Raw genomic sequence first — 22,178 nt, 5'->3', positions numbered from 1 at the left:
ATAATCTTGCGTCGCATGTCCAGCCACAGCATGTGCTGGACATGACGTCTAACTAAAAAATTAAGGAGTCTTCGTGAAACGTACGCTTATCAGCGCCGCCTGCTGCGCCTTGTTCGCTTTTTCCACCCCGGCACTGCACGCCCAGCAAGGCGCCAATAGCACCAATACCGCCGCGCCCGTATCGGGCATCGATCTGAAATCACTGGACCCGGCGATTCGCCCACAGGATGATTTCTATGGCTATGTCAACGGCGTCTGGACCCGCAACACCGACATCCCGGCCGATAAATCGGTCTGGGGCACGTATATCGAATTGCGCGAAACGGCGCAAGGCCAGCTCAAGGCGCTGATCGATGCGACCCTGAAGAATCCAGGCAAGGCCGGTAGCGATACGCACAAGATCGCCGACCTGTACACCAGCTTCATGGATGAAAAGGCACGCGACGCCGCCGGCTTCAAGCCCTTGAAATCCGATCTGGCCCGCGTGGCCGCCGTCAAGGACAAGAAGGATTTGCCGGCGCTGTTCGCTTACCTGCAAGCCTATGGCGTCCAGACGCCGTTTTCGGCCGGCGTCTCGCCCGATGCCCAGAATCCTGAGCAGTACACCCTCAATGTCAGCCAGTCCGGCCTGGGCTTGCCTGACCGCGACTACTACCTGAAAGACGACGACGCCAAGCTCAAGGCTGCGCGCACCAAATACCAGCAGCATATAGCGACCATGCTGAGCATGAGCGGCGACAAGAACGCCGACGCCCATGCCGTCCAGATTCTCGACATCGAGACCCGCCTGGCCGCCGCCCAATGGACCCGCGTGCAAATGCGCGATCCCGTCAAATCGTATAACCGCGTCGACTTCAGCAAGTTTGCCGAGCTGGCGCCCGCGTTTGACTGGAACGCCTACTTTAAAGCTGCCGGCCTGGCGCCCAAAGCATCGTCGGCCGTGGTACGCCAGCCGAGCTACCTGGGTGGCTTGTCCGAAGTCATCGCCGCCGTCCCGCTGGAAGCCTGGAAGAGCTACTTCAACTGGCGCGTGATCGAAAGCTACGCCCCGTATATGGACAGCGCCACCGTCAAGGAGCGCTTCGCCTTCGAAGGCACGGTGCTGCGCGGCACGCCGCAAAGTGAACCGCAATGGCAGCTGGCCCTGCGCTTTACCGATGGTGCCGTAAGCGATGCGGTCGGCAAACGTTATGTGGAAATGTATCTGCCGCCCGAAACCAAGCCGCGCGTGATGGCCATGTTCAACAACTTCGTGGCCTCATTCAAGGATGGCATCGACAAGCTCGACTGGATGAGCGCAGAGACCAAGAAAGAAGCGCAAGCCAAGCTGGCTGCCTTGAAACCGAATATCGCCTACCCGGAAAAATGGCGTGATTACAGCGCCCTGAAAACCCAGCCGCACGACCTGATCGCCAACGTGCGCGCATCGCGCGTGTGGGGCCGCCAGCAAAACCTGGCCAAACTGGGCAAACCGGTGGACCGCGATGAATGGTCGATGACGCCGCAAACCGTCAACGCCAGCTACAACCCACTGCTCAACGCGATCACGATTCCTGCCGCCATCCTGCAGCCGCCCTTCTTCAACGTCAAAGCGGAAGACGCGGTCAACTACGGCTTGCTCGGCATCACCTTTGGCCATGAGATCAGCCATGCTTTTGATGATTCCGGCAGCCAGTACGATGCCCATGGCCGCCTGCGCAACTGGTGGACGGCAGAAGACCGCACCGCCTTCAAGGCGCGCGCCGCCGGCTTGGTCAAGCAATACGGCGCCTACAGCCCCGTGCCTGGCTATTTCATCAATGGCGAGCTGACCCTCGGTGAAAACATCGGCGACAACTCGGGCCTGTCGGTCACCTACAATGCCTACGAGCGTTCGCTGGGCGGCAAGCCATCGCCCGTGATCGACGGCCTGACCGGCGAACAACGCTTGTATATCGGTTTCGCCATGAAATGGCGCGCCAAATTGCGCCCCGAAGCGGCAATCGCCCAGATCAAGAGCGATCCGCATTCGCCAGGCGAATTCCGCGCCAAGGGCACCGTGATGAACCAGCCCGGCTTTTACAAGGCGTTTGACATCAAACCGGGCGACGCTATGTATCTGGCGCCTGAACAGCGCGTAATCATGTGGTAACAAGCCAGGCATAGTCCGGCAGCGCGCTTCCTTTCAATCAGGGAAGCGCCTGCCCGGCCGAGTTCAACCACCTAGCCACGCAGCCACGGGCCCGGCCTTGTCGGCAAAAACGTCCCATATGCTGTCAGACGGAGCATGATCGGCGGCATCGATCAGCGCCCGCGCCAGCCTGCCGCGCTTGATAGAGCGTTTCATATCGAGCCGCAAGCCAGATTCCTGCCCCGCCAAAACCGCTGCGGTTGCCACCGTATCGACGCCATCCTGCAAACGGGGCGCGCGACAGATCACATACGACAAGCCACTGCCTATCAAGGCCTGCTCGCGTGCAATGATGTTGTCGCGCATGCCAGGCTTCATGGCATTCAATAGCCACCACACCCAGGAAGAACGCTGCGGGCCCATCACCGACAGCAGCACAAACCGTTTTGCCCCGCCGGCTGCAGCAGCCATCATGGCATTGACGCAGCCCTCATACATGACCGCCCGGATTTGCGCGCGCGTCAGCTTCTTGCCATGGATATCGACGGTATAAAACACGCAATCAAAGCCGCCGGCCAGCGCCTCCTTCATCGCTGCGCCATCCCTCACGTCGGCGGCATACGGCTCCACCGTGGCGCTCCCGGGCAGTGGGTGACGGGAAATCGCCCGCACGGCGTCGTTGCGTGCCGCCAGGGTAGCGACAATTTCACGCCCCGTGCCACTGCTGGCGCCTATCACGGCATAACGCTTCATGCTTGCCCCGCATCTGAAAAGTCGGCCGCTGCGCCCAGGCAGGCAACTGCCGCAGCATGGACGCCGGGCGCGGCCGCCAGCATATCCACGCTGGCAAAGCTCCAGGGCTGGCCCTGTGTGTCCGTCACCACGCCGCCCGCCTCACTGACCAGCAAGGCGCCCGCGGCAAGCCCGGAACGCACCTGGCTATATTGCCAAAAGCCATCCATGCGTCCGCTGGCAACCTCGATCAGCTCCAGAGTCGCCGGTACCGCCATCCGTACCAGCAAGGCAGACTCGAGCATTGCGGAAACCGAAGCGCCGATGGCGGCGTACACGGCACGGCCCTCGCCCGGCCGGGCTTGCCCCGTACCTACAATCGCCGCCTGCAGCTGCGTTTTTTTCGACACCTGCAGTGGCATGCCGTTGACCGTGGCGCCCTGCCCCAGCACAGCCGCATACACCATTCCCGTGACAGGCAGCTTTACTACCGTCAACACCGCCAGGCCATCAACCACCAGGGTTGCCGATACGGCCCAGGCCACGCTGCCATGGATGTGGTTGACATTACCTTCGACGGCATCGACGATCCACCATTCACCGTCCGGCAATCGTCCGCCGCCCTCTTCATCGTCCACCCAGCCACTGCCGGGCCGGATGCGCAGCAGGCTATCGCGCAAGGTGCCACTGACTGCGCCGTCGTTTGCCTCGATGGCAGTGAGCAATGCCGCCAGGTCATCGGGCCTGGCGCTACTGGAAAAGCGCGCCAGCAAGGTGCGGCCTGCGACCTCAACTGCCTCTGTCACTGCCGGCAGCAATGCCTTCAAATTGTTCGTATGCATCATGAAAGTTCCTTCGAGATAAAATGCGGAAACAGGTTCATAATACGAGCATATACTCGCATTTGATACTCGCATACGACGCCATGAGCCACCACCCGCCGAACCCATCCACGACGCCCCGCAAACAGCCCCGCCAGCGGCGCTCCACCGTCACCGTGGCCGCCATTCTGGAGGCGGCCGCTCGCATTCTGGAAACCACGGGCTACGATGGCTACACCACCAATGCCGTGGCAGCCAGGGCTGGCGTCAGCGTCGGTTCGCTGTATCAATACTTTCCCAACCGGGATGCGATCACGCGCGCACTGATCGAACAGGAGTCCAGCGCGCTGCTGAGCGACATTCTTGGCATGCCGGTGCACGCTGACGGCCAGCAAGGCGTACGGGCATTGCTGGCAATTGCTGTCCACCACCAATTGCGGCGGCCACGTCTGGCGCGCTTCCTCGACGCCGAAGAAGCGCGGCTGCCTGCCAGCGCAGAGTTACAACACAATGGGGAGCGTGCGGCCGCAGTGCTGCGGGGGTGCCTGGAAAAAATGGGACTGCCGCAAGAGACACTCGCCCATACCGCCGTACGCGACGTGATGGCAATTACACGCGGTATGGTCGATAGCGCAGGCAGCCATGGTGAAACCGATGAACAAGCCTTGCTGCTGCGCGTGACGGCGGCGGTAGGGGGATACCTGGTGGCAATAGCAAAATGACCACTTCAGAGAGGCGGGGGACAAAGCCTGGACCGGAAGATAGTTCAGCTATCCCATACCATTCGCTTGCCGCCACTTGCGCACCATCTCGCCCGTAATCTCGCGCTCGTAACAAATCGGGGCATAGCCACCAGGCCGGCTCCACGCACTGCGGCCGCCACAGGCGCTACCATTCTTGGCGGAATTATAAGGACAGGGGCAGCGCCCCGGATAGGAGGCGATCGATGCATTGATGATCTGCTGCCTGACCTGCGCATCGGACGGCGGCTGGCGCTTTTGTGCATGTGCCTGCTGGCTAGAGGCCATGGCAGCGACTATCATCAACAACAGGGCGGCAATATTTTTCATGGAGTTTCTCTGGACGCTGAAATAGCTAAGCGAGCTAAGCGGCAACGATGGCAACAAGCAGCCCCGACCTTTTTTAAGCGCAGAGAGTATGACAGATACATTTCGGCAAAATTGCGCCAAATGTCACGGCCGTAGTCAGCATATACACCGCTTGACCCGTCCGTACAAATGCCGTACATTTCATGCAGATGCAAACAAGTTTAATGAGGTATAGCCATGCCAGACACTGCTGAAATATCAGACAAAAAGCGCAATGCGCGACTGGAAGCGCGCGTGCCTAGCGATCAGAAGGAATTCTTTCAACGTGCGGCCACACTGGCCGGACGCACCTTGAGCGAGTTTGTGATTGATAGCACGCAGAAGGCGGCCGCCAAGGTCATTGAGGAGCACGAACTTATCCGTTTGTCGCGCGAGGAGCAAATTGCCTTCGTATCTGCCTTGCTCAGTCCCGCTGAACCCGGAGCCCGCCTGCGCCAGGCCGCCGAAAACTATCGCCAGAAATCGGGGCTGTAATTGTCCCTTGGTCTGGCTCCTGAATACATCATCCCGCTTGAAAAAGGGCATCAACGCAGTGCCTTCGACTGCGGGAATGATGACCTCAATCGCTATTTGAAACAACAGGCGCGGCAGGATGCTGAAAAGTATGCAGCGGCGCCTTTTGTCCTGATCGAGTCTGCCGCGCCTATTGTCCGCGGCTACTATACCCTCTCGTCATCACGCATTCCGCTGGACGAGCTACCCACAGATCTGGCCAGGAAGCTGCCACGCTACGCCTATCTGCCGGTGACACTGCTAGGCCGTCTTGCTCGCGACAAAACCATTCCAGATCCAGGCCTGGGAGAACTTCTGCTGCTCGACGCCCTGCACCGCAGCCTGCAACATGCCCGGCAAATTGCCGCCATGGCGGTGGTCGTGGATGCCAAGGATGAACAGGCCGAGCGCTTTTACAAACACTTCCATTTTTTGCCCTTCCAGCAGACACCGTTGCGCCTGTTTCTGCCGATGAAGCAGATTGAAAAACTGTTCTCCTAGCTTGCCAAACCTGACGGTCACGGCAACACGGATAGTGCAAAGCGAAAAACTACCCCTTACATAGCCCCACAATGCAAAAAGCCCAACCGAAAGGCTGGGCTTTTTGATACTACTGATGTTCTGGCTCCCCGACCTGGACTCGAACCAGGGACCTGCGGATTAACAGTCCGTCGCTCTACCAACTGAGCTATCAGGGAAAAGAGGCCGTATTATATAGGGCAGATTTTTAACTGTCCAGATTTCCTGAGGAAAATGTTTATCTTTTCCCTAGGTAACTTTCAGTCCTGTTCAGGCCGCCGCCTCCTGCGCTACATAGTCGATCACCAGCACTCGCCCTATCCAGGGCTTGAGCAAGTCAACGAATACCAGATGATCGGGATGGACCAGGTAGGCGTCGCGCGCGGCGGCAGCGCTGAAGGTGAGCGTGAAGCAATCGGTGTAGCCGTCGTCCAGGCCTTCGGCGCTGACGTTCTGCCCCCATTCGAACTTCAGCACGCCAGGGATGCGGTCTTTCAGCTGGGAAAACTCACGCACGAGTTCGGCGTGCTTGGCGGCGGTGATGTCGTCAATAAATTCGCACAGCACGATGTGGCGCAAGGGGGCGGTGGAACAAGACATGGCTAACTCTCCTGTAGATAGTCTGCTCAGGATAGCGTAAATCGCTGGAAGGCATCGGCGAGCAGCCAAAACCGCCATCGCAACGAGTAAAGACGAGTAGCCCGCACAACGAAAAAAGCCACGTTTTTCAACGTGGCTTTTTGAATTCTGGCTCCCCGACCTGGACTCGAACCAGGGACCTGCGGATTAACAGTCCGTCGCTCTACCAACTGAGCTATCAGGGAAAAGAGGCAATATTATATGTCGTTTATTTCGTATTTACAAGACTCATTTACCATCTTGCTGAACACTCTTATCACAACTTTATATTGCCATCAGCGCGCTTTTGCAAGCAGCGCCGAAGAAGCAAGAGTTTAAAGGACTTTGGCAATGGCGTCAATAACGATGTCGATATTGCGCGAATTCAAGGCTGCCACGCAGATACGGCCCGTATCGACGGCGTAGATCGATTGCTCGCGCAAGGCTGCCACTTGTTCCTTGCTCAAGCCCGAGTACGAGAACATGCCGATTTGCTCGCGCACGAAGCCGAAGTCGTGCGCTGGCGCTTTCTCTTTCAGCTTGGCAACAAACGCATTGCGCATCTCACGGATACGCACGCGCATGCCGGCCAGTTCCTCTTCCCACAACTGGCGCAGTTCGGGCGTGGCCAGCACGGTAGCGACTACCTTGCCGCCATGCGTAGGCGGATTCGAGTAGTTGGTGCGTACCACGCGTTTCAGTTGCGACAGCAAGCGGGCCGCTTCGTCGGCACTGGCAGCGACCACGCTCAGGGCGCCCACGCGCTCGCCGTACAGCGAAAACGATTTCGAGAAGGAGTTCGATACCAGCAGCGGGCCGCCGGCGTCGGCAAAGCGGCGCACCACGGCGCCGTCTTCGGTGATGCCATTGGCGAAGCCCTGGTAAGCCATGTCCAGGAACGGCACCAGGCCGCGCGAGGTGACGACGGAGATGATCTGATCCCACTGGGCCACGCTCAGGTCGGCGCCGGTCGGGTTATGGCAGCAGGCGTGCAGCAAGACCACGGAGCCCGATGGCATCGCGTTCAGGTCGGCCAGCATGCCGTCGAAATTGACGCCGTGGGTGGCTTCGTCATAGTAGGCGTAGTTGTTGACCACGAAACCGGCGCTTTCAAACAGCGCGCGGTGGTTTTCCCAGCTTGGGTCGCTGATATAGACTTGCGCGCCTGGCGCGAAGCGCTGCAGGAAGTCGGCGCCGATTTTCAGTGCGCCCGTGCCGCCGATGGCTTGCACGGTAATCGCGCGGCGCTCTTGAATCACGGCGCTATCGGCCCCAAATACCAGCTCTTGCACCGCTTTGTCGTAGGCAGCCAGGCCTTCGATCGGCAGATAGGTGCGTGGCGCGCCTTGTTCGATCAGGATCGCTTCTGCCTTGCGTACGCAAGCTAACAGAGGCACTTTGCCGTTGTCGTCATAATAAACGCCGACGCCCAGGTTGATTTTGGCGGGATTCTGGTCCGCGTTAAATGCTTCGGTGATGCCCAGGATCGGGTCGCGTGGGGCCATCTCGATGGCGCTAAACAGACTGGCAGAAACAGTTGGGTTCGTCATGATAAGATTGGATTCGATTGGAAGCAGGTTCACAGCGGAGTTGTCGGCAGCGCCCCAAAAACAACGCCAGGGCCGCCAGCAGAGCACTATTCTAACAAAGGTCTGATTCACATGCCCGATTTATCCCAAGCCAAGGACACGGAAGCCACCGTCGTCACCTTTCCCGATTCGCCGTTTCGCCTGCACCAGCCGTTTCCACCGGCCGGCGACCAGCCGACGGCGATTGCCGGGCTGACCGAAGGCATCGCCGATGGCCTGGCTTTCCAGACCCTGCTGGGCGTGACCGGTTCGGGCAAGACCTACACCATGGCCAACGTGATTGCGCGCATGGGCCGGCCCGCCATCATTTTCGCGCCGAACAAGACGCTGGCCGCGCAGCTGTACAGCGAGTTCCGCGACTTTTTCCCGGAAAACGCCGTCGAATACTTCGTCAGCTACTACGATTACTACCAGCCGGAAGCCTACGTGCCGCAGCGCGACCTGTTCATCGAGAAGGATTCCTCGATCAATGAACATATCGAGCAGATGCGTCTGTCGTGCACCAAGTCGCTGATGGAACGGCGCGACGTGATCATCGTCGCCACCGTCTCGGCCATCTACGGCATCGGTAATCCGAACGAATACCACCAGATGATTTTGACCCTGCGCGTCAAGGACAAGGTCGCCCAGCGCGACGTGATCGCCCGCCTGATCCAGATGCAGTACACGCGCAATGAAGTCGACTTCGGCCGCGGCACTTTCCGCGTACGCGGCGATACCATCGATATTTTCCCCGCCGAGCATGCGGAACTGGCCGTGCGCCTGGAAATGTTCGACGACGAAATCGAATCGATACAGCTGTTCGACCCGCTGACGGGCCGCGTGCGGCAAAAAATCCCCCGCTTCACGGTCTACCCCGGTTCGCACTATGTGACGCCCCGCTCCACCGTGCTGCGCGCCGTGGAAACCATCAAGGACGAGCTGCGCGAACGGCTGGAGTTTTTCCGCAAGGAGAACAAGCTGATCGAAGAGCAGCGTCTGGAACAGCGCACCCGCTTCGACCTGGAAATGATGGCCGAAATCGGTTTTACGAAAGGTATCGAGAACTATTCGCGCCATTTGTCCGGCGCCCTGCCGGGCGAACCGCCGCCTACCCTGGTCGACTATCTGCCGCCCGACGCCCTGATGTTCCTGGACGAATCGCACGTGCTGACGGGCCAGCTGAGCGCCATGTACAACGGCGACCGTTCGCGCAAGACCAACCTGGTCGACTATGGCTTCCGCCTGCCGTCCGCGCTCGACAACCGCCCCTTGAAATTCGAGGAATTCGAACAGAAGATGCGCCAGACCGTGTTCGTCTCGGCCACTCCGGCCGAATACGAAAAGACCCATTCCGACCAGGTGGTGGAACAGGTGGTGCGCCCTACCGGCCTGGTCGACCCGCAAATCATCGTCCGCCCGGCCAGCACGCAGGTCGATGACCTGATGTCGGAAATCGTCGAGCGCGTCAAGAAGGATGAGCGCGTGCTGGTCACCACGCTCACCAAGCGCATGTCCGAGCAATTGACCGAATACCTGGGCGACCATGGCATCAAGGTGCGCTATCTGCACAGCGATATCGAAACGGTGGAACGCGTGGAAATCCTGCGCGACCTGCGCCTGGGCACCTTCGACGTGCTGGTCGGGATCAACCTGCTGCGCGAGGGCCTGGACTTGCCCGAAGTGTCGCTGGTGGCCATCCTCGACGCGGACAAGGAAGGCTTTTTGCGTTCAGAACGCAGCCTGATCCAGACCATCGGCCGCGCCGCGCGTAACCTGAACGGCACGGCGATTCTGTACGGCGACCGCATCACCGACTCCATGCGCCGCGCCATCGATGAAACTGAGCGCCGCCGTAACAAGCAGATCGCCTTCAACACGGCCAACAACATCATCCCGATCGGCGTGAAAAAGTCGATCCGCGAAATGATCGACGGCGTCTACAGCCCGCAGGAAGCGCGCGAAACCTTGCAGGTGGCGCAGGAAACGGCCAAGTTCGAAGCCATGAGCGAAAAACAGGTCAGCAAGGAAATCAAGCGCCTGGAAAAACTGATGATAGACCACGCCAAAAACCTGGAGTTCGAAAAAGCGGCGCAGGTGCGCGACCAGCTGCACGTCCTGAAACAGCAGCTGTTCGGCGCACCGGGCAGCGACAATGTGGTGTCGATGCTGGGCAAATAAGTGGGGGAAACAAGCTACTGCGGCAGCGAGTAGCTCAGTGCATAACAATGCTGGCCATCGGCAATGCGGATGGTCAGCGTGCCGCTGACCAGGCCCATTTCCATCGCCAGTTTGTGGAGCTGGTGGCTAGCACGCCGCTTGACTATCGCCGGTCGCAGTCAAGTAGAGGCTAATCACGCGCCGAAGTGTCCGCCAGCGCGTGCGCGTGCTGCTGCGCCCACGCGTGGGCGCCAGCAATATCCATCTGCAAGCTGGCAAACGATTTTTTCAGCAAGTGCTCGGGCAAGGCCCAATCCCATTTTTCCCTGCGCAGGTTGTACGCGCCCTCCAGCAAGGCCTGGGCGTCGGGAAGGGGTTGGCGGGCGAAGGCAAGCAAGCACCCGGCAACGCGCTGCATACTGGTTTCGGCGGCAAAAATCTCTATCATCGGGCCACCGATCGCCACCGTCAATCCGGCGCGCCGCAGCACGGCCGCCAGGGCCTCGTTCTGTTGACCGCCCAGCCATGTCATTAAGAAGATGGCGCCGCCCTGCGTCAGCAGCAAGCGTTCATCCAGACCAAAACGCGCATAGCTGCCGCGCCCTTCCTGCAGCAGGCGGACAGCCTCGGCATCGAGAAAGCGCGGCAGCTCGGTGCTGCGATACAGTGCGCGCATGCGCTCCCTGATCTTCGCATGCAACTGGCCGCCAGAACTTGTAAATGCCGGTGCTTTTCCGGTGGATGTCTTGCTGACCAAAATCGTCTTGCCATCTTCATCGATGTTTTCGACGCGCCAGGTCTTGCCGGCAAAAACAATAAAGTCGCCGATACCGATGGCGCTCGATATGGGCAGGGAGCCCAGCACGCGGCTGTCGCACACCACGCGGTATTCCTCTTCGGCTGCAAAAGCGGCATAGAAGGAATAATGGTTGACGATGCGCTCGCCTTTTAAACCGTGCAATAGCAGGCCGGACGACTCTTGCTGTATCAGTTCGAGTTTGCCCATATGCCGCAGCAAGTCGAGGAAATCGCTTTTTTCCAGCCCGGAAAACGGCCCTTGCACGCACAGCGTGCGGTAGGCGTCGCCCGCCTGCATGCCGCCGCGCTGCGCAATCAAGGACAATAACTGCTGTATCAAAGTGGAAAAATGCAAGCCACCCGTTTTTGGCGGCTCCACCCATTTTTCCAGCAGCAGACTGACCATGGCGGCAAACGTCAACAAGCCGATGCGCAATTGCACCTCCAGCGATGACTGGTCTGTCAACTCATGTTCAATCACATAACCGCGCAAAATCGCCGGCTCGCCGGGCCGCCGTCCTGAGCGGCCCAGCCGCTGGCGCATGCTGGCCACCGATGGCGGACTGCCGACTTGCGCGATGCTTTTCACCGCGCCGATATCGATGCCCAGTTCCAGGGTGTTGGTACAAATGGCGGTGGCAGGGCGCTGCTTGTTTTTCAGCGCCGCTTCCGTCTCCTCGCGAATCTCGCGCGACAGGTTGCCGTGATGCGGCCAGAACTCATTGACGATCTGCTGCGATTCGCACAGGCGGCCCAGGCAATACGCATATTCCTCGACCAGGCTGCGGCTATTCGGGAATACCAGATTGTTCGAGCCGCGCAAGGTGTCGAACAAATGCTGCGCGATCAAGACGGGCGAAGTGGCGACAACGGCATGCTCGGCTTCCGGCAAGTGCGCAGGCTCCACATAGGCCTTGATTTGCAGGTCCAGCCGCGCCGGATCGGCATTGGAATGGATGATCTCGACCTCGGCACCAGCGCGCAGGCGCAGGAATTCGGCCGCCATGCCCAGGTCGCCCAAAGTGGCAGACAAGCCGACGCGCACGACCTTGCGCCCCACAGCCAGCTCGAGGCGCTGCAATAACGACTGCAATTGCTTGCCCCGTTCTGTGCCGATAAAGGCGTGCAGTTCGTCGATCACGATGTAGCGCAGCTTTGCCAGTAACTGCGGCACCTGGAAACCACGGTTGCACAGCATGGCTTCCAGCGACTCCGGCGTGATCAGCACCACGCCGGACGGCTGCTTGAAAAAGCGCTGCTTGGATGAAGAGGAAATGTCGCCATGCCATGGCCACACGCGGATATCGAGCTGCTCGCACAAGCGCTCCAGCCGCAGGAACTGGTCATTGATCAAGGCCTTGATCGGGCTGATATAGATGCATAGCCCCGTCCCCTCGCCATCGGCCAGCAAGTGCGTCAGGATAGGCAGGAAGGCCGCTTCCGTCTTGCCCGCTGCCGTCGCGGCGGCAATCAGCACATCATGGTCGCACGCCAGCAGCGCGGGAATCGCCCGCTCCTGGGCATCGCGCATGGCGTTCCAGTTTTCCGCCCATATCCAGCGCTGGATGCGCCCGTCGAGCAGCGCAAACGAGGATGACTGTGCTTGCGTCATGGCGCCGGCACCTGATTCAGAGCTTGAAGGAGGCCAGTTCCGTATCCTCCTCGGCCTCGATGTCGCCGTCGCTGGCGCCGCCATGATCGGCGCGCACCTCGACGGAACCCAGCAGCTCCTGCCAGGAGGCGCGCGGATTTTGTTCCAGCACCGCCAGCAAATTGATGAAGGCCGTGATGGTGGTGCGCGGCGTGCGGAAATAACTGTCGCCGAGCCGGCGCGCGCAATGCTCCATGAAGACTGGCAGCGCATCATCGGGCAGCAGGAATTTCGCCGCGTCGCCAAAGGCGTACACATTGCGCAGCTTTTGCAGCAGCACATAAAAATCCTCGGGCGCCAGGCTCGATAAACGCAGCACCGGTCCGCTGTAATCGACCAGGCCCGCCTTGGCGAAGGTATTGTCGGCCAGCCGGCTTTGCAATGCAGGATAGCTGAACAAGCCACGGCGCGGGTCAGTCAGGAAGTCGGGCGTGCCGCCCAAAATGAATCCCAGGCCGACCGCCGAACCTTGCAGCGAGTCGTTCAATATCCGCAAGATCTGTTCATAGTTGGCATTGCGGGCGGCGGTATTGGACAGTTTGTACAAATTGACCAGTTCATCGAGGCAAACCACGAAACCGGCATAGCCCGCCAGCCGGACAAACCGCGCAAACAGTTTTAACTGGTCATAAAACGAGGCATCGTCAACGATGGCGCGCACACCGAGCGCCTGGCGCGCCTCGGTCTTGGTATTGAATTCGCCGCGCAGCCAGCGGACCGCATCGGCTTTCAATTGCTCGTTGCCCGCTTCAAAACCCTTGCAATACGCCGCTATCACTTCCGCGAAATCGTAGCCGTTGACCATTTCCGTCAAATGCTCGAGCTTTTCCCGGATGACTTCCTCGCTGCTCTTGTCCTGCGCCTTTGCCTCGGACTTGGCGTTGGTAATGAAGCGCTCGACAATGCCGGCCATCGCCCCGCCATCGGGCTTGGTGCGGGTGGAGAGATTGCGCATCAGTTCAGCATACAGCGAACGCGCCTGGCCGCCGGTGGCGTGCAGGCGCCGGTCGGGATTGAGGTCGGCATTCGCGGTGACCAGTTTTTTCTCCATCGCTACCGAACGTATCAGATTGAGAAAAAACGTCTTGCCAGCACCATATTCACCGATCACGAAACGGATGGTCGAACCGCCATCGGCGATCCGGTCCAGGTCTGCCACCAGGGTTTCCACTTCATGCTTGCGGCCGACCTGTATCAAATGCTGGCCGGCACGGGGAACCACGCCGGCGCGCAAGGACTGTATCACCGCGTCGCGGTCGCGGGGACGAATAACAGGAGCATTCATGCGCTAATTCTTTCATGGATTTCAGGATTGATTTCAATCGGATCGTCGCCTTCGGTACAAGGCATGTCAAACGCATCCAGGCTCGCTTCATTGATGCGTTCCAGCGCGCCATCGAGCATGATGTCCAGTTGCCCCGCCATCGCTAGCAGTTCGCCACGCGACCAGGCCGCACGCGCCAGCAGCTTGCGTACAAAGTGCGAGTGGGCCGCGTCGAGACCGGGCAAGGCGCCTTCTTCAAGGGCAGGCGTGGCCATTGCAGGCGCAGGCGCATGATCGTCGGTAAAAATATCGCCCAGCAAAGTCGCTACCCTGGCGCTGTCTTGCTGGAGTTCAGCGATACGCGCCAGATCGAGCTTGATGCCGCTGGAAGCTGGCTGCTCCAGCGCGATCACAGGCGCACCAAACATCGCATGGACTTGCTGATCCAGCAGCGCCGCGTCGCAACCCAGCAGGGCAAACAAACGCCCCAGTATCGTCACCTCGTCGGGCATCAGGCTGGCGCCAGCCTGCGCCATCGCCAGCAGATTGTTTGCCACGCCATCGCGAACTGCCTGGTCCAGCGCCGCGATCTTGCGCTGCAGCGACGCCATCGGTACCGGTTCGCAGGACAACACGCGGATGCGCGCCTTCAGCCGCTGTTGCCGGGCCGGCGCCAGATGGCGCCACGCAGCGATGTGCGGATCAAGCAAGGCCAGTTTATCGTCGCGCCATACGCCTTCGGCCTGGGCCAGCACGATCAGCAATTCAATGCTGAACGAGGCGGTATCGCAGGATGGCGCCAGCGTTTCATCGCCCGCATCCGGTAGCGATGCATGCAGCGCAAGCGTATTGCCAGCCGGCGCGCTGGACAGCATATCTTGCTGCAGCCGCTGATGGGCATCAAGCTCAGGGGCGCAGGCATCGATCATTTTTTGCAGCGCCATCACCGGCTCGCTCAATACGCTGACGTCGGTGATATCGCCGAGATCCAGAGAGATGCCGATTTCATCGCGCAAAGCGTGCGAGGCGGGAAAATACGTGTATCCCAGTCTGCGGCGCCCTTCCGCTATGCTGAGTCCATCGCCAAACGCGCGGCGATACTGCGCCAGGAACAGGGTACGGAATACATCGGGATGGCGTAGTGCCGCCGTGCCCAACTTCACATCAGGATCGCACCGTATCCAGGCCCACGCCAATTCGGCAGGAATCGGACGTTTATCGGCTATCGCCTGGCCTATCGCTACCCGCAGATACATGGCAAAACCGGCTTCCAGCGGAAACTCGGGTATCGTTTGTTCATATAATCTGGCCGGTACAGAATAAAAAGTCAGGAAATTGAGCAAGGCCTTGCACTGCCTGGTGAAATCAGCCGAGCTGGCGCCGTAATGTTTCAGCAGCCGGTGTAATTCTTTGGAGATTTGACTGAATTCGGCAGAAATGGAACGGTCTGCAACAGCGTCGATAAAAACCCGCCGCTCCAGTCCATAAAAAAATAGCCAGATATTGCTGATATGGGCCTCGGGGCTACTACGCCCATCGGCCAGCCAACGCAGATAAGCGCCGCGTGCGCGTGGCGAGGCGTCGGAATAATTGGGCCAGTCCGTATGCACATGGTGGTCTTGTGTGTAATCAGCCTTCAATTCCACTGGTTTGCGTGGATCGATCAGGCATGGATCGGGCGTGCCATCTTTTCCCGGCAGGCGCTCCCCCACATACAACATGCCGGCAGCGATGGACAAGCCGGCGATATCAATGGATGCATTGCGTGGATACCATTGCGCCATGGATGCTTGCGACGGCGGCGGCGGAATCAGGTAATCGACAGGCGCATCGCTTGTTTCGCCAGGACTGTCAGAAAATAAGTGCTTGCTATCGTCGTTTGCATTCATGGTCACTGGCGTCGCTACGATCAATGGAGGGGTCTGGACTTCAGGCGCCGAAAGCAGTGCTGGCGGCAGCGCCTCCCTGTCGGCACGGGATTTATTGAGTTGATGATAATAATACCTGACACCGGCATACGCACATCCGGCCAGCAGCGATAAAGTGCCGGCAATTCCCGAAACAGGTGCTATCAGGATCAGCACCAGCAAAACACAGATAATCAAGGACCAGAATAATGAAGGACCAAGATTCTTTTGCCCACTATTCTCCCCTGTTTTGACCACCAGCTAATGCATAGGCGACAGCTCAAAAATAGATAGCATAAAAACACCCACGTCCATCATATCCATAATAACAATAAAAAGAAACGCTTTAGCTGCATGTTGCTGTTTTTTACAACGGGCATGAAAGAGCAGAAATACTCGAATGGTTTATCACTCCCTCGATTATTCAGCGGTTCAGGCAAACACCGGCCTGAAAAAGCTGCGCTCATAACTGACGATGCAGCGCGTTACTTCGGCGTACAGAAAGGCGGCCTGGCAGCCGGCGTCCTGCTGCGAGTCGATGCGGTATTGTTCGTACAGGGCCAGGCTGGGAAACGAAAACATGGCAAGCGCCACGTTGCTGGCGCCTTCCGATGGCAGGAAGTAACCGTGGTGCTGGCCGCCGAAGCGTTCGACCAGAGGGATCCACAGTTTGCCGTAGGCTTCGAATTCTTTCAGTTTATAGGGGTCGATGAGGTAGCGAATGAGGCAGGTAATCATGGTTTTCCAGTATCATGGACGCGGCAAGCGGTACACCACCGACTCAAGACCGTAATGCACGCCTCGACCCTGGTACTGCATGCCCAGGCGCGTCATGACCTTGATCGAGGCGGCGTTATCGGGATGGGCCACGGCGACGACTTCGGGGGCTTTGACGACGTCGAAGGCATGCGCGACGATGGCGCTGGCCGCTTCGCTGGCATAACCCTGCCCCCAGCCTGCACGGGCCAGGCGCCAGCCGATTTCATGCGGCTGGTTCTTGTCGCCATCGAGATGCTGCAAACAAGCCATGCCGACCAGCACGCCATCATCGAGGCGTATCAAGGCCCACCACGAATACCCCCATTCGGCCCAGCGCTGCTTGGTACGCTCCACGGCCATGCGGGTTTTTTCTTCCGGCTCCGGCTGGCCCGCGTTCAGATAGGTCATCACTTCGGGATCGCTGTTCATCACCCGCATGCGTTGGTAGTGGGCTTCGCTAATCGGTTCCAGGCGCAGGCGCGCCGTATGCAATACGGTCATGTATGGGTCTCCAGATAAAAGTGATCTGCGATCACTTTGACAAGACTCATTCTAACCGCATGCACCGTGGCGCGACAGCCCTGCACCACAGTTCCGAGTACTATCTGGCCAGACCGGACACCAGGGCACTCGCCTGGCCGATCAGCACCGCATGGTGCTGTTCGATATCATCGGTCGCTTCCTCGAAAGCGATCGTATTGTAGAGGAAGGTGATCAAAGAATCGGATACGCCGCAATACGCGGCAATACCATCGTTGAGCAGTTTTTTCATCTGCTGGTCCCAGCCATGCGCCTCGAATTTTGCCTGCGCCCCACCCACCAGTGCCACCCAGCGGATGGAAGATGCAGGAATGCGCTTGCCATCGCCATACACCAGGCCATAATTCCACACGCGGTCGATATACCCCTTGAGCATGGCGGGAACGGCATACCACCAGACAGGAAAGACCACCACGATATGGTCAACAGCGTCCAGCGACTGCGCCAGCGCCGTCGCCTCGGCAGAATGAACTTGCTGCTCGCTGGCCCAGTCAGGTTCGTCTTCTTCCCGCAAGACAGGATTGAAACCGCAGCGGTACAGATCGAGTTCTTCCACTACCCATCCTTGCGCGCCGGCTTCTTGCCGGATACCCGCCACCACGCGCGCGGTCAACGAATCGCTGCGCGGGTGCGCCCAGATCAGCTGGATTTTTTTGCGCGTATCCACGCCCGCATTCATTTTTTCTGCCGTTTCCATTTTTTCTCCGATTGAAGATGTCATCAAGGCGGCCAGCTTACGCCGCGCCAATTGTCCTGATAAGAGCTAAGATATGACATCAGAACTGAGAAAAATTCATCAATGAAAGCCAGCCTCTCCGACCTTGCCACCTTCGCCGCCGTCGCCAGGCACCGCAGCTTCCGCGCCGCCAGCATCGAGCTGGGCGTGTCTTCGTCGGCCGTCAGCCATGCACTGCGCCAGCTGGAAGAAAGGCTGGTCCTGCGCCTGGTCAACCGCACCACACGCAGCGTCTCGCTGACGGAAGCGGGACAAAAGCTGTACGACAATCTGGCGCCCGCCATGCTCGATATCCACCGCGCCGTCGAGATGCTGTCACCCCTGCGCGATACGCCTACCGGCACCCTGCGCATTACAGCGGCGCGCCAGGCAGCGCGGCTGGTGCTGCTGCCGCTGGCCACCGCCTTCGTCAAACAGTATCCCGGCATGAAGGTGGAAATCGTCGCGGAAGATAAATTATCGGATGTGATCAAGGAAGGCTTTGACGCGGGCGTGCGCCTGGGCGAGATCGTGGGACAAAACATGATCGCCGTGCAGCTTGGGCCAGCCGTGCGTTTTGCCGTGGCCGCCACGCCCGATTACTTCAACAGTGCCCCGCCGCCGCAGCACCCGAAGGACCTGCTGGTCCACAAATGCGTGGTGTTCCGTTTTCCGACCAGGGAAAGCGCCTACCGCTGGGAGTTCGAACAGGGGGCCACGCGGCTGGCGATCGACGTCAATGGCGATATCGCCGTCAACGACATGGACCTGGCGCTGGACGCCGTCTTGCGCGGCGCCGGCATCGGCATCTTTCATGTGGAGCAGGTGCGCGACCTGGTAAGCGCAGGCCGGCTGACAACGGTGCTGGACGACTGGCTGGTCGACCGGCCCGCCTTCCATTTGTACTACCCGAGCCGGCGCCAGATGCCGCATGGTTTCCGCCTGTTCCTGGCGTTTGCCCGCGAATTCAAATGGTAAAAAAGCCGCGCCCAATTTCTCGGGCGCGGCTTTTATGGTGGGTATAACGGGTAATTATTTAGCCGTTTCGCCTTTCTTGATCCAGGCTGCCAGCTGGTGCGGGCGAATGCCATCGTAGTCTTCGAACGGCTGGTGTATCCATGGGTTGTGTGGCAGTTCGTCCAGGAAGTAGTCAGGACGGACCACGGAGCAGCCTTTCAGCCAGATCACGGCCGATTTGACTTCGGTCACGCCTGGGAAGTTTTCCTTCAGGTGACGCGTGACTTTATCCAGGGTGACGCCGGAATCGGCCAGGTCGTCCACCAGCAGGATGCGGCCAGCCAGCGGGCCCTTGGTCATGGTCATGTACTTGGCGATATCGAGGTCGCCCTGGGTCGTGCCCTTGTCTTCGCGGTAGGAGCTGGTCGACAGGATGGCCAGTGGCAAATCAAAGATGCGCGAGAAAACGTCGCCAGGGCGCACGCCGCCGCGCGCCAGGCACAGCACCTGGTCGAATTTCCAGCCCGATTCGTATACCTTGAGCGCCAGGCGCTCGATCAGGCGGTGGTATTCTTCCCAGTTGACCCAAAGGTGTTGATCGTTCGATTGTGGGGTAGTCATGATATTAAATTTTTTGTTATGAATGTGGATATGCGGGGTTAAAAAAATCCGCCTTGCGGCGGATTGTGTCCAACACAGTTTATTCGAATGGGTGGCGCAGGACGATGGTTTCTTCGCGGTCCGGGCCCGTCGACACCATGTCTACCGGCACGCCGACCAGCTCTTCGATGCGCTTGATGTAGGCACGCGCCGTTGCTGGCAAGGCTGCCAGCGATTTCGCGCCGACCGTGCTTTCCGTCCAGCCTGGCATCTCTTCGTACACTGGCACGCAGCGGGCGGCTTCTTCAGCGCCCGATGGGAAGATGTCCACGGACTCGCCGTCGATGGTGTAGCCGGTGCACAGCTTCAGCGTTTCGATACCGTCCAGCACGTCCAGCTTGGTCAAACACATGCCGGTCACGCCGTTGATCTGTACCGAGCGGCGCAACAAGGCTGCATCGAACCAGCCGCAGCGGCGGGCACGGCCCGTCACGGTGCCGAATTCATGGCCGACTTGCGCCAGGTGGTGGCCGACGCCTGCATCGGTAGGCAGTTCCGACGGGAACGGGCCGGAGCCGACGCGCGTCGTGTAGGCCTTGGTGATGCCCATGATGTAGTGCAGCATGCCAGGACCCACGCCCGAACCGGCGGCGGCATTGCCGGCCACGCAGTTCGACGAGGTGACGAATGGATACGTACCGTGGTCGACGTCGAGCAGGGAACCTTGCGCGCCTTCGAACAGCAGGTTGGCGCCAGCCTTGTGGGCTTTGTACAGCGCGCTCGATACGTCAGTGACCATGGGACGCAGACGTGGCACGTAGGCCAGCGCGTCATCCAGGGTTTTCTGGTAATCGATGCGCGGCGCCTTCAGGTAGTGCTCCAGCACGAAGTTGTGGTAATCCAGGTTTTCGGCCAGTTTTTCAGCGAAACGGCTTTCGTTCAGCAGATCGGCGACGCGGATGGCGCGGCGCGCCACTTTGTCTTCGTAGGCTGGGCCGATGCCCTTGCCGGTGGTGCCGATCTTGGCCGCGCCGCGTGCAGCTTCACGGGCCAGGTCGAGTGCCGAGTGGTAAGGCAGGATCACTGGTGCGGCGTCCGACACTTTCAGGCGCGAGGCGACTTCAACGCCGACGGCTTCGAGCTTGTCGATTTCGCGCAGTACGTCCGGCACGGAAACGACCACGCCGTTACCGATGTAGCAGGCGACGCCTGGACGCATGATGCCCGACGGGATCAGTTGCAGTGCGGTTTTCACGCCGCCGATGACCAGCGTGTGGCCTGCATTGTGGCCGCCCTGGAAGCGCACCACACCTTGGGCGTGATCGGTCAACCAATCGACGATCTTGCCTTTACCTTCATCGCCCCATTGGGTGCCGATGACAACGACGTTCTTTGCCATAATTTTCTTTGACATCACTTAACCTAAGTTTTTAAGAATCCAGCTACTACCATTATCGGCAAGTACCAGCGCGCGATCGCACTCGAACTCGTCTTGTTCATTACTGTGACCCGGTAAGCTCTGGATCACGACCTCGCCCGCCTTGCGCAACTCGGCGATTTTTTCCTTCAATTCTGGTGCGCTGCCCCATGGCGCGCGGATCGAATGCTTACGTTCCGCGGTTGGGAGCAAACGCGCCAGTTCGCGCAAATCGAGCGAGAAGCCGGTCGCGGGACGTGCCCGGCCGAACGCTTCGCCGACGTGGTCATAACGGCCGCCGCGCGCTACTGCGTTCGGCAAGCCAGGTACATACAGCGCAAACATCGCGCCACTTTCATATTGGTAGCCGCGCAGGTCGGCCAGGTCGATCGCCACTTCGGCGCGGCCCAAAGCAGATCCTGCCAGCGCGGCCAGTTCGGCCAGCGCCTTGAGTACGCCCGGCAGCGGCGGCAACACGTCGCGCGCACGCGTCAGCACGTCGATATCGCCATACAGGCCAGGCAAGGCCAGCAGCGCATCGCGCGTGACGGCATCGTAGCTCGCGGTCAGCTCGCGCAAGCCCGGTGCATCCTTGGCGCGCAGCAAACTGTACAGTGCAGACTCGTCACGCACCGCCTGGGCATCCTGCGCAATGATAGCGCGCAGCAGGCCCACGTGCGACAGATCGAGGCGCACTGCGTCAAAGCCGGCCAGGGCCAGCGAAGCGAGCGCCAGTTCCTGTATCTCGGCATCGGCTTCCAGGCCAGCATGGCCATAAATCTCGGCGCCGATCTGCAGCGGTTCGCGGGTCGCGTGCAAGCCCGACGGACGGGTATGCAGCACGCTGCCGGCGTAGCACAGACGCGTGACGCTGGCGCGGTTCAGCAAATGGGCGTCGATACGCGCCACTTGCGTGGTCATGTCGGCGCGCAGGCCCAGCATGCGGCCTGACAGCTGGTCCACCAGTTTAAAGGTGCGCAGGTCGGTATCCTTGCCAGCGCCGGTCATCAGCGATTCCAGATACTCGAGCAGCGGCGGCATCACCAGTTCATATCCGTACAGACGGAAATTATCCAGCATGAGGCGGCGCAGCTCTTCAATCTTGCGCGCTTCCGACGGCAAAACATCGGCAATATTTTCGGGCAAAAGCCAATTCGGCATGAGGGAGCGAGATACGGAAGAAAGTTGAAAAATGCACCATGCGAGGCAGCGGCGGGCGCGCCAGGCAAGAGGCCGAACCTGATATTTTACGCGAAAACAGCGCCGTTTAGGGATAAGTTCTCGCCTTGCGTGGCATATCCGGTGAAAAAAAGGCCATTCTACGCCTTCCTGCAAGGCCCGGCCCCGCAATCGGCATAGGGGACAGCCGTGAAGGCCGCTCCCCTGCCACACCACCCGGCATGCGGGTCCGCACCGGGCGGTTCGAGTAGTTGAGGTCAAG

Annotated in this window: 20 protein-coding genes and 2 tRNA genes; 6 read left to right on the top strand and 16 right to left on the bottom strand. The window is 59.6% G+C overall.

Going from position 1 to position 22,178, the window contains the following annotated elements; genetic code table 11:
- Positions 1-73 precede the first annotated feature (73 nt).
- Positions 74-2,131 (top strand): M13 family metallopeptidase, encoded by a 2,058-nt coding sequence (locus HDE72_RS23075; RefSeq protein ID WP_183746433.1) that lies wholly within the window; start codon positions 74-76, stop codon positions 2,129-2,131.
- Positions 2,132-2,194: 63 nt separating this feature from the next.
- On the opposite strand, the gene HDE72_RS23070 is transcribed toward HDE72_RS23075, so the two are convergent.
- Positions 2,195-2,863: an NAD(P)H-binding protein gene (locus tag HDE72_RS23070; protein WP_183746431.1), complete on the bottom strand. Its 669-nt coding sequence runs from the start codon at positions 2,861-2,863 to the stop codon at positions 2,195-2,197.
- A complete protein-coding gene (locus HDE72_RS23065) occupies positions 2,860-3,687 on the bottom strand; it encodes an inositol monophosphatase family protein (RefSeq protein ID WP_183746428.1) in 828 nt (275 codons plus the stop codon). Before HDE72_RS23065 ends, HDE72_RS23070 begins: the two co-directional genes overlap by 4 nt.
- Before the next feature lie 80 nt (positions 3,688-3,767).
- Here HDE72_RS23065 and HDE72_RS23060 point away from each other — a divergent pair, with 80 nt between their 5' ends.
- A complete protein-coding gene (locus HDE72_RS23060) occupies positions 3,768-4,385 on the top strand; it encodes a TetR/AcrR family transcriptional regulator (protein ID WP_183746426.1) in 618 nt (205 codons plus the stop codon).
- 48 nt (positions 4,386-4,433) lie between these two features.
- Here HDE72_RS23060 and HDE72_RS23055 read toward each other — a convergent pair whose 3' ends face one another.
- On the bottom strand, positions 4,434-4,733 hold the full coding sequence (locus tag HDE72_RS23055) for a hypothetical protein (protein WP_221291376.1): 300 nt from the start codon (positions 4,731-4,733) through the stop codon (positions 4,434-4,436).
- Positions 4,734-4,949: 216 nt separating this feature from the next.
- Here HDE72_RS23055 and HDE72_RS23050 point away from each other — a divergent pair, with 216 nt between their 5' ends.
- Together HDE72_RS23050 and HDE72_RS23045 are read left to right on the top strand one after the other, a co-directional pair.
- Positions 4,950-5,246 (top strand): type II toxin-antitoxin system TacA family antitoxin, encoded by a 297-nt coding sequence (locus HDE72_RS23050; protein WP_183746423.1) that lies wholly within the window; start codon positions 4,950-4,952, stop codon positions 5,244-5,246.
- The gene (locus HDE72_RS23045) at positions 5,247-5,765 is read left to right on the top strand and encodes a GNAT family N-acetyltransferase (RefSeq protein ID WP_183746421.1); all 519 of its coding nucleotides are present in this window, start codon (positions 5,247-5,249) and stop codon (positions 5,763-5,765) included.
- 121 nt (positions 5,766-5,886) lie between these two features.
- Here the strand turns inward: HDE72_RS23045 and HDE72_RS23040 are convergent.
- The 4 genes from HDE72_RS23040 to HDE72_RS23025 form a co-directional block, all read right to left on the bottom strand.
- Positions 5,887-5,962 (bottom strand) — tRNA-Asn (locus HDE72_RS23040).
- A gap of 91 nt (positions 5,963-6,053) precedes the next feature.
- The gene (locus tag HDE72_RS23035) at positions 6,054-6,383 is read right to left on the bottom strand and encodes a Dabb family protein (protein WP_183746418.1); all 330 of its coding nucleotides are present in this window, start codon (positions 6,381-6,383) and stop codon (positions 6,054-6,056) included.
- A gap of 148 nt (positions 6,384-6,531) precedes the next feature.
- A tRNA-Asn gene (locus HDE72_RS23030) sits at positions 6,532-6,607 on the bottom strand.
- 129 nt (positions 6,608-6,736) lie between these two features.
- Positions 6,737-7,951 carry an amino acid aminotransferase gene (locus tag HDE72_RS23025; protein ID WP_183746414.1) on the bottom strand — a complete coding sequence of 405 codons (1,215 nt, stop codon included), beginning with the start codon at positions 7,949-7,951 and terminating at the stop codon, positions 6,737-6,739.
- A gap of 111 nt (positions 7,952-8,062) precedes the next feature.
- Here HDE72_RS23025 and uvrB point away from each other — a divergent pair, with 111 nt between their 5' ends.
- Complete coding sequence (uvrB, locus tag HDE72_RS23020; protein WP_260176878.1) at positions 8,063-10,150, top strand: excinuclease ABC subunit UvrB; 2,088 nt, start codon at positions 8,063-8,065, stop codon at positions 10,148-10,150.
- Between the two features lie 169 nt (positions 10,151-10,319).
- On the opposite strand, the gene HDE72_RS23015 is transcribed toward uvrB, so the two are convergent.
- The 6 genes from HDE72_RS23015 to HDE72_RS22990 all read right to left on the bottom strand — a co-directional run bounded on the left by HDE72_RS23015 (position 10,320) and on the right by HDE72_RS22990 (position 17,745).
- Positions 10,320-12,539: a DEAD/DEAH box helicase gene (locus HDE72_RS23015; RefSeq protein ID WP_183746411.1), complete on the bottom strand. Its 2,220-nt coding sequence runs from the start codon at positions 12,537-12,539 to the stop codon at positions 10,320-10,322.
- A gap of 16 nt (positions 12,540-12,555) precedes the next feature.
- Positions 12,556-13,863: an ATP-binding protein gene (locus HDE72_RS23010; RefSeq protein WP_183746408.1), complete on the bottom strand. Its 1,308-nt coding sequence runs from the start codon at positions 13,861-13,863 to the stop codon at positions 12,556-12,558.
- Complete coding sequence (locus tag HDE72_RS23005; protein WP_183746405.1) at positions 13,860-15,731, bottom strand: TerB N-terminal domain-containing protein; 1,872 nt, start codon at positions 15,729-15,731, stop codon at positions 13,860-13,862. The genes HDE72_RS23010 and HDE72_RS23005 overlap by 4 nt, the downstream gene beginning before the upstream one ends.
- Before the next feature lie 450 nt (positions 15,732-16,181).
- Positions 16,182-16,487 carry an NIPSNAP family protein gene (locus HDE72_RS23000; RefSeq protein WP_183746402.1) on the bottom strand — a complete coding sequence of 102 codons (306 nt, stop codon included), beginning with the start codon at positions 16,485-16,487 and terminating at the stop codon, positions 16,182-16,184.
- 12 nt (positions 16,488-16,499) lie between these two features.
- Positions 16,500-17,009, bottom strand: a complete 510-nt coding sequence (locus tag HDE72_RS22995) for a GNAT family N-acetyltransferase (protein WP_183746399.1) — start codon at positions 17,007-17,009, stop codon at positions 16,500-16,502.
- Between the two features lie 100 nt (positions 17,010-17,109).
- Positions 17,110-17,745, bottom strand: a complete 636-nt coding sequence (locus HDE72_RS22990) for an NAD(P)H oxidoreductase (protein WP_260176877.1) — start codon at positions 17,743-17,745, stop codon at positions 17,110-17,112.
- Positions 17,746-17,847: 102 nt separating this feature from the next.
- On the opposite strand from HDE72_RS22990, the gene HDE72_RS22985 reads away from it, so the two are divergent.
- On the top strand, positions 17,848-18,741 hold the full coding sequence (locus tag HDE72_RS22985; RefSeq protein ID WP_183746396.1) for a LysR family transcriptional regulator: 894 nt from the start codon (positions 17,848-17,850) through the stop codon (positions 18,739-18,741).
- A gap of 54 nt (positions 18,742-18,795) precedes the next feature.
- On the opposite strand, the gene HDE72_RS22980 is transcribed toward HDE72_RS22985, so the two are convergent.
- The 3 genes from HDE72_RS22980 to HDE72_RS22970 all read right to left on the bottom strand — a co-directional run bounded on the left by HDE72_RS22980 (position 18,796) and on the right by HDE72_RS22970 (position 21,898).
- A complete protein-coding gene (locus tag HDE72_RS22980; protein ID WP_183746393.1) occupies positions 18,796-19,341 on the bottom strand; it encodes a phosphoribosyltransferase in 546 nt (181 codons plus the stop codon).
- Positions 19,342-19,420: 79 nt separating this feature from the next.
- Positions 19,421-20,734 carry an adenylosuccinate synthase gene (locus tag HDE72_RS22975; RefSeq protein ID WP_183746390.1) on the bottom strand — a complete coding sequence of 438 codons (1,314 nt, stop codon included), beginning with the start codon at positions 20,732-20,734 and terminating at the stop codon, positions 19,421-19,423.
- Between the two features lie 3 nt (positions 20,735-20,737).
- Positions 20,738-21,898, bottom strand: a complete 1,161-nt coding sequence (locus tag HDE72_RS22970; RefSeq protein ID WP_183746387.1) for an ATP phosphoribosyltransferase regulatory subunit — start codon at positions 21,896-21,898, stop codon at positions 20,738-20,740.
- Positions 21,899-22,178 lie beyond the last annotated feature (280 nt).

The organism is Janthinobacterium saanense (genome assembly GCF_014200675.1).
Lineage (GTDB): Bacteria > Pseudomonadota > Gammaproteobacteria > Burkholderiales > Burkholderiaceae_D > Janthinobacterium.
This window is presented reverse-complemented; position numbering and strand designations above follow the sequence as displayed.

Excerpts from the sequence above, each read along its gene's own strand:
- HDE72_RS23070 (WP_183746431.1), bottom strand. The coding sequence starts at position 2,863 with ATGAAGCGTTATGCCGTGATAGGCGCCAGCAGTGGCACGGGGCGTGAA.
- HDE72_RS23065 (WP_183746428.1), bottom strand. The coding sequence starts at position 3,687 with ATGATGCATACGAACAATTTGAAGGCATTGCTGCCGGCAGTGACAGAG.
- HDE72_RS23060 (WP_183746426.1), top strand. The coding sequence starts at position 3,768 with ATGAGCCACCACCCGCCGAACCCATCCACGACGCCCCGCAAACAGCCC.
- HDE72_RS23055 (WP_221291376.1), bottom strand. The coding sequence starts at position 4,733 with ATGAAAAATATTGCCGCCCTGTTGTTGATGATAGTCGCTGCCATGGCC.
- HDE72_RS23050 (WP_183746423.1), top strand. The coding sequence starts at position 4,950 with ATGCCAGACACTGCTGAAATATCAGACAAAAAGCGCAATGCGCGACTG.
- HDE72_RS23035 (WP_183746418.1), bottom strand. The coding sequence starts at position 6,383 with ATGTCTTGTTCCACCGCCCCCTTGCGCCACATCGTGCTGTGCGAATTT.
- HDE72_RS23025 (WP_183746414.1), bottom strand. The coding sequence starts at position 7,951 with ATGACGAACCCAACTGTTTCTGCCAGTCTGTTTAGCGCCATCGAGATG.
- uvrB (WP_260176878.1), top strand. The coding sequence starts at position 8,063 with ATGCCCGATTTATCCCAAGCCAAGGACACGGAAGCCACCGTCGTCACC.
- HDE72_RS23015 (WP_183746411.1), bottom strand. The coding sequence starts at position 12,539 with ATGACGCAAGCACAGTCATCCTCGTTTGCGCTGCTCGACGGGCGCATC.
- HDE72_RS23010 (WP_183746408.1), bottom strand. The coding sequence starts at position 13,863 with ATGAATGCTCCTGTTATTCGTCCCCGCGACCGCGACGCGGTGATACAG.
- HDE72_RS23005 (WP_183746405.1), bottom strand. The coding sequence starts at position 15,731 with ATGAATGCAAACGACGATAGCAAGCACTTATTTTCTGACAGTCCTGGC.
- HDE72_RS23000 (WP_183746402.1), bottom strand. The coding sequence starts at position 16,487 with ATGATTACCTGCCTCATTCGCTACCTCATCGACCCCTATAAACTGAAA.
- HDE72_RS22995 (WP_183746399.1), bottom strand. The coding sequence starts at position 17,009 with ATGACCGTATTGCATACGGCGCGCCTGCGCCTGGAACCGATTAGCGAA.
- HDE72_RS22990 (WP_260176877.1), bottom strand. The coding sequence starts at position 17,745 with ATGGAAACGGCAGAAAAAATGAATGCGGGCGTGGATACGCGCAAAAAA.
- HDE72_RS22985 (WP_183746396.1), top strand. The coding sequence starts at position 17,848 with ATGAAAGCCAGCCTCTCCGACCTTGCCACCTTCGCCGCCGTCGCCAGG.
- HDE72_RS22980 (WP_183746393.1), bottom strand. The coding sequence starts at position 19,341 with ATGACTACCCCACAATCGAACGATCAACACCTTTGGGTCAACTGGGAA.
- HDE72_RS22975 (WP_183746390.1), bottom strand. The coding sequence starts at position 20,734 with ATGTCAAAGAAAATTATGGCAAAGAACGTCGTTGTCATCGGCACCCAA.
- HDE72_RS22970 (WP_183746387.1), bottom strand. The coding sequence starts at position 21,898 with ATGCCGAATTGGCTTTTGCCCGAAAATATTGCCGATGTTTTGCCGTCG.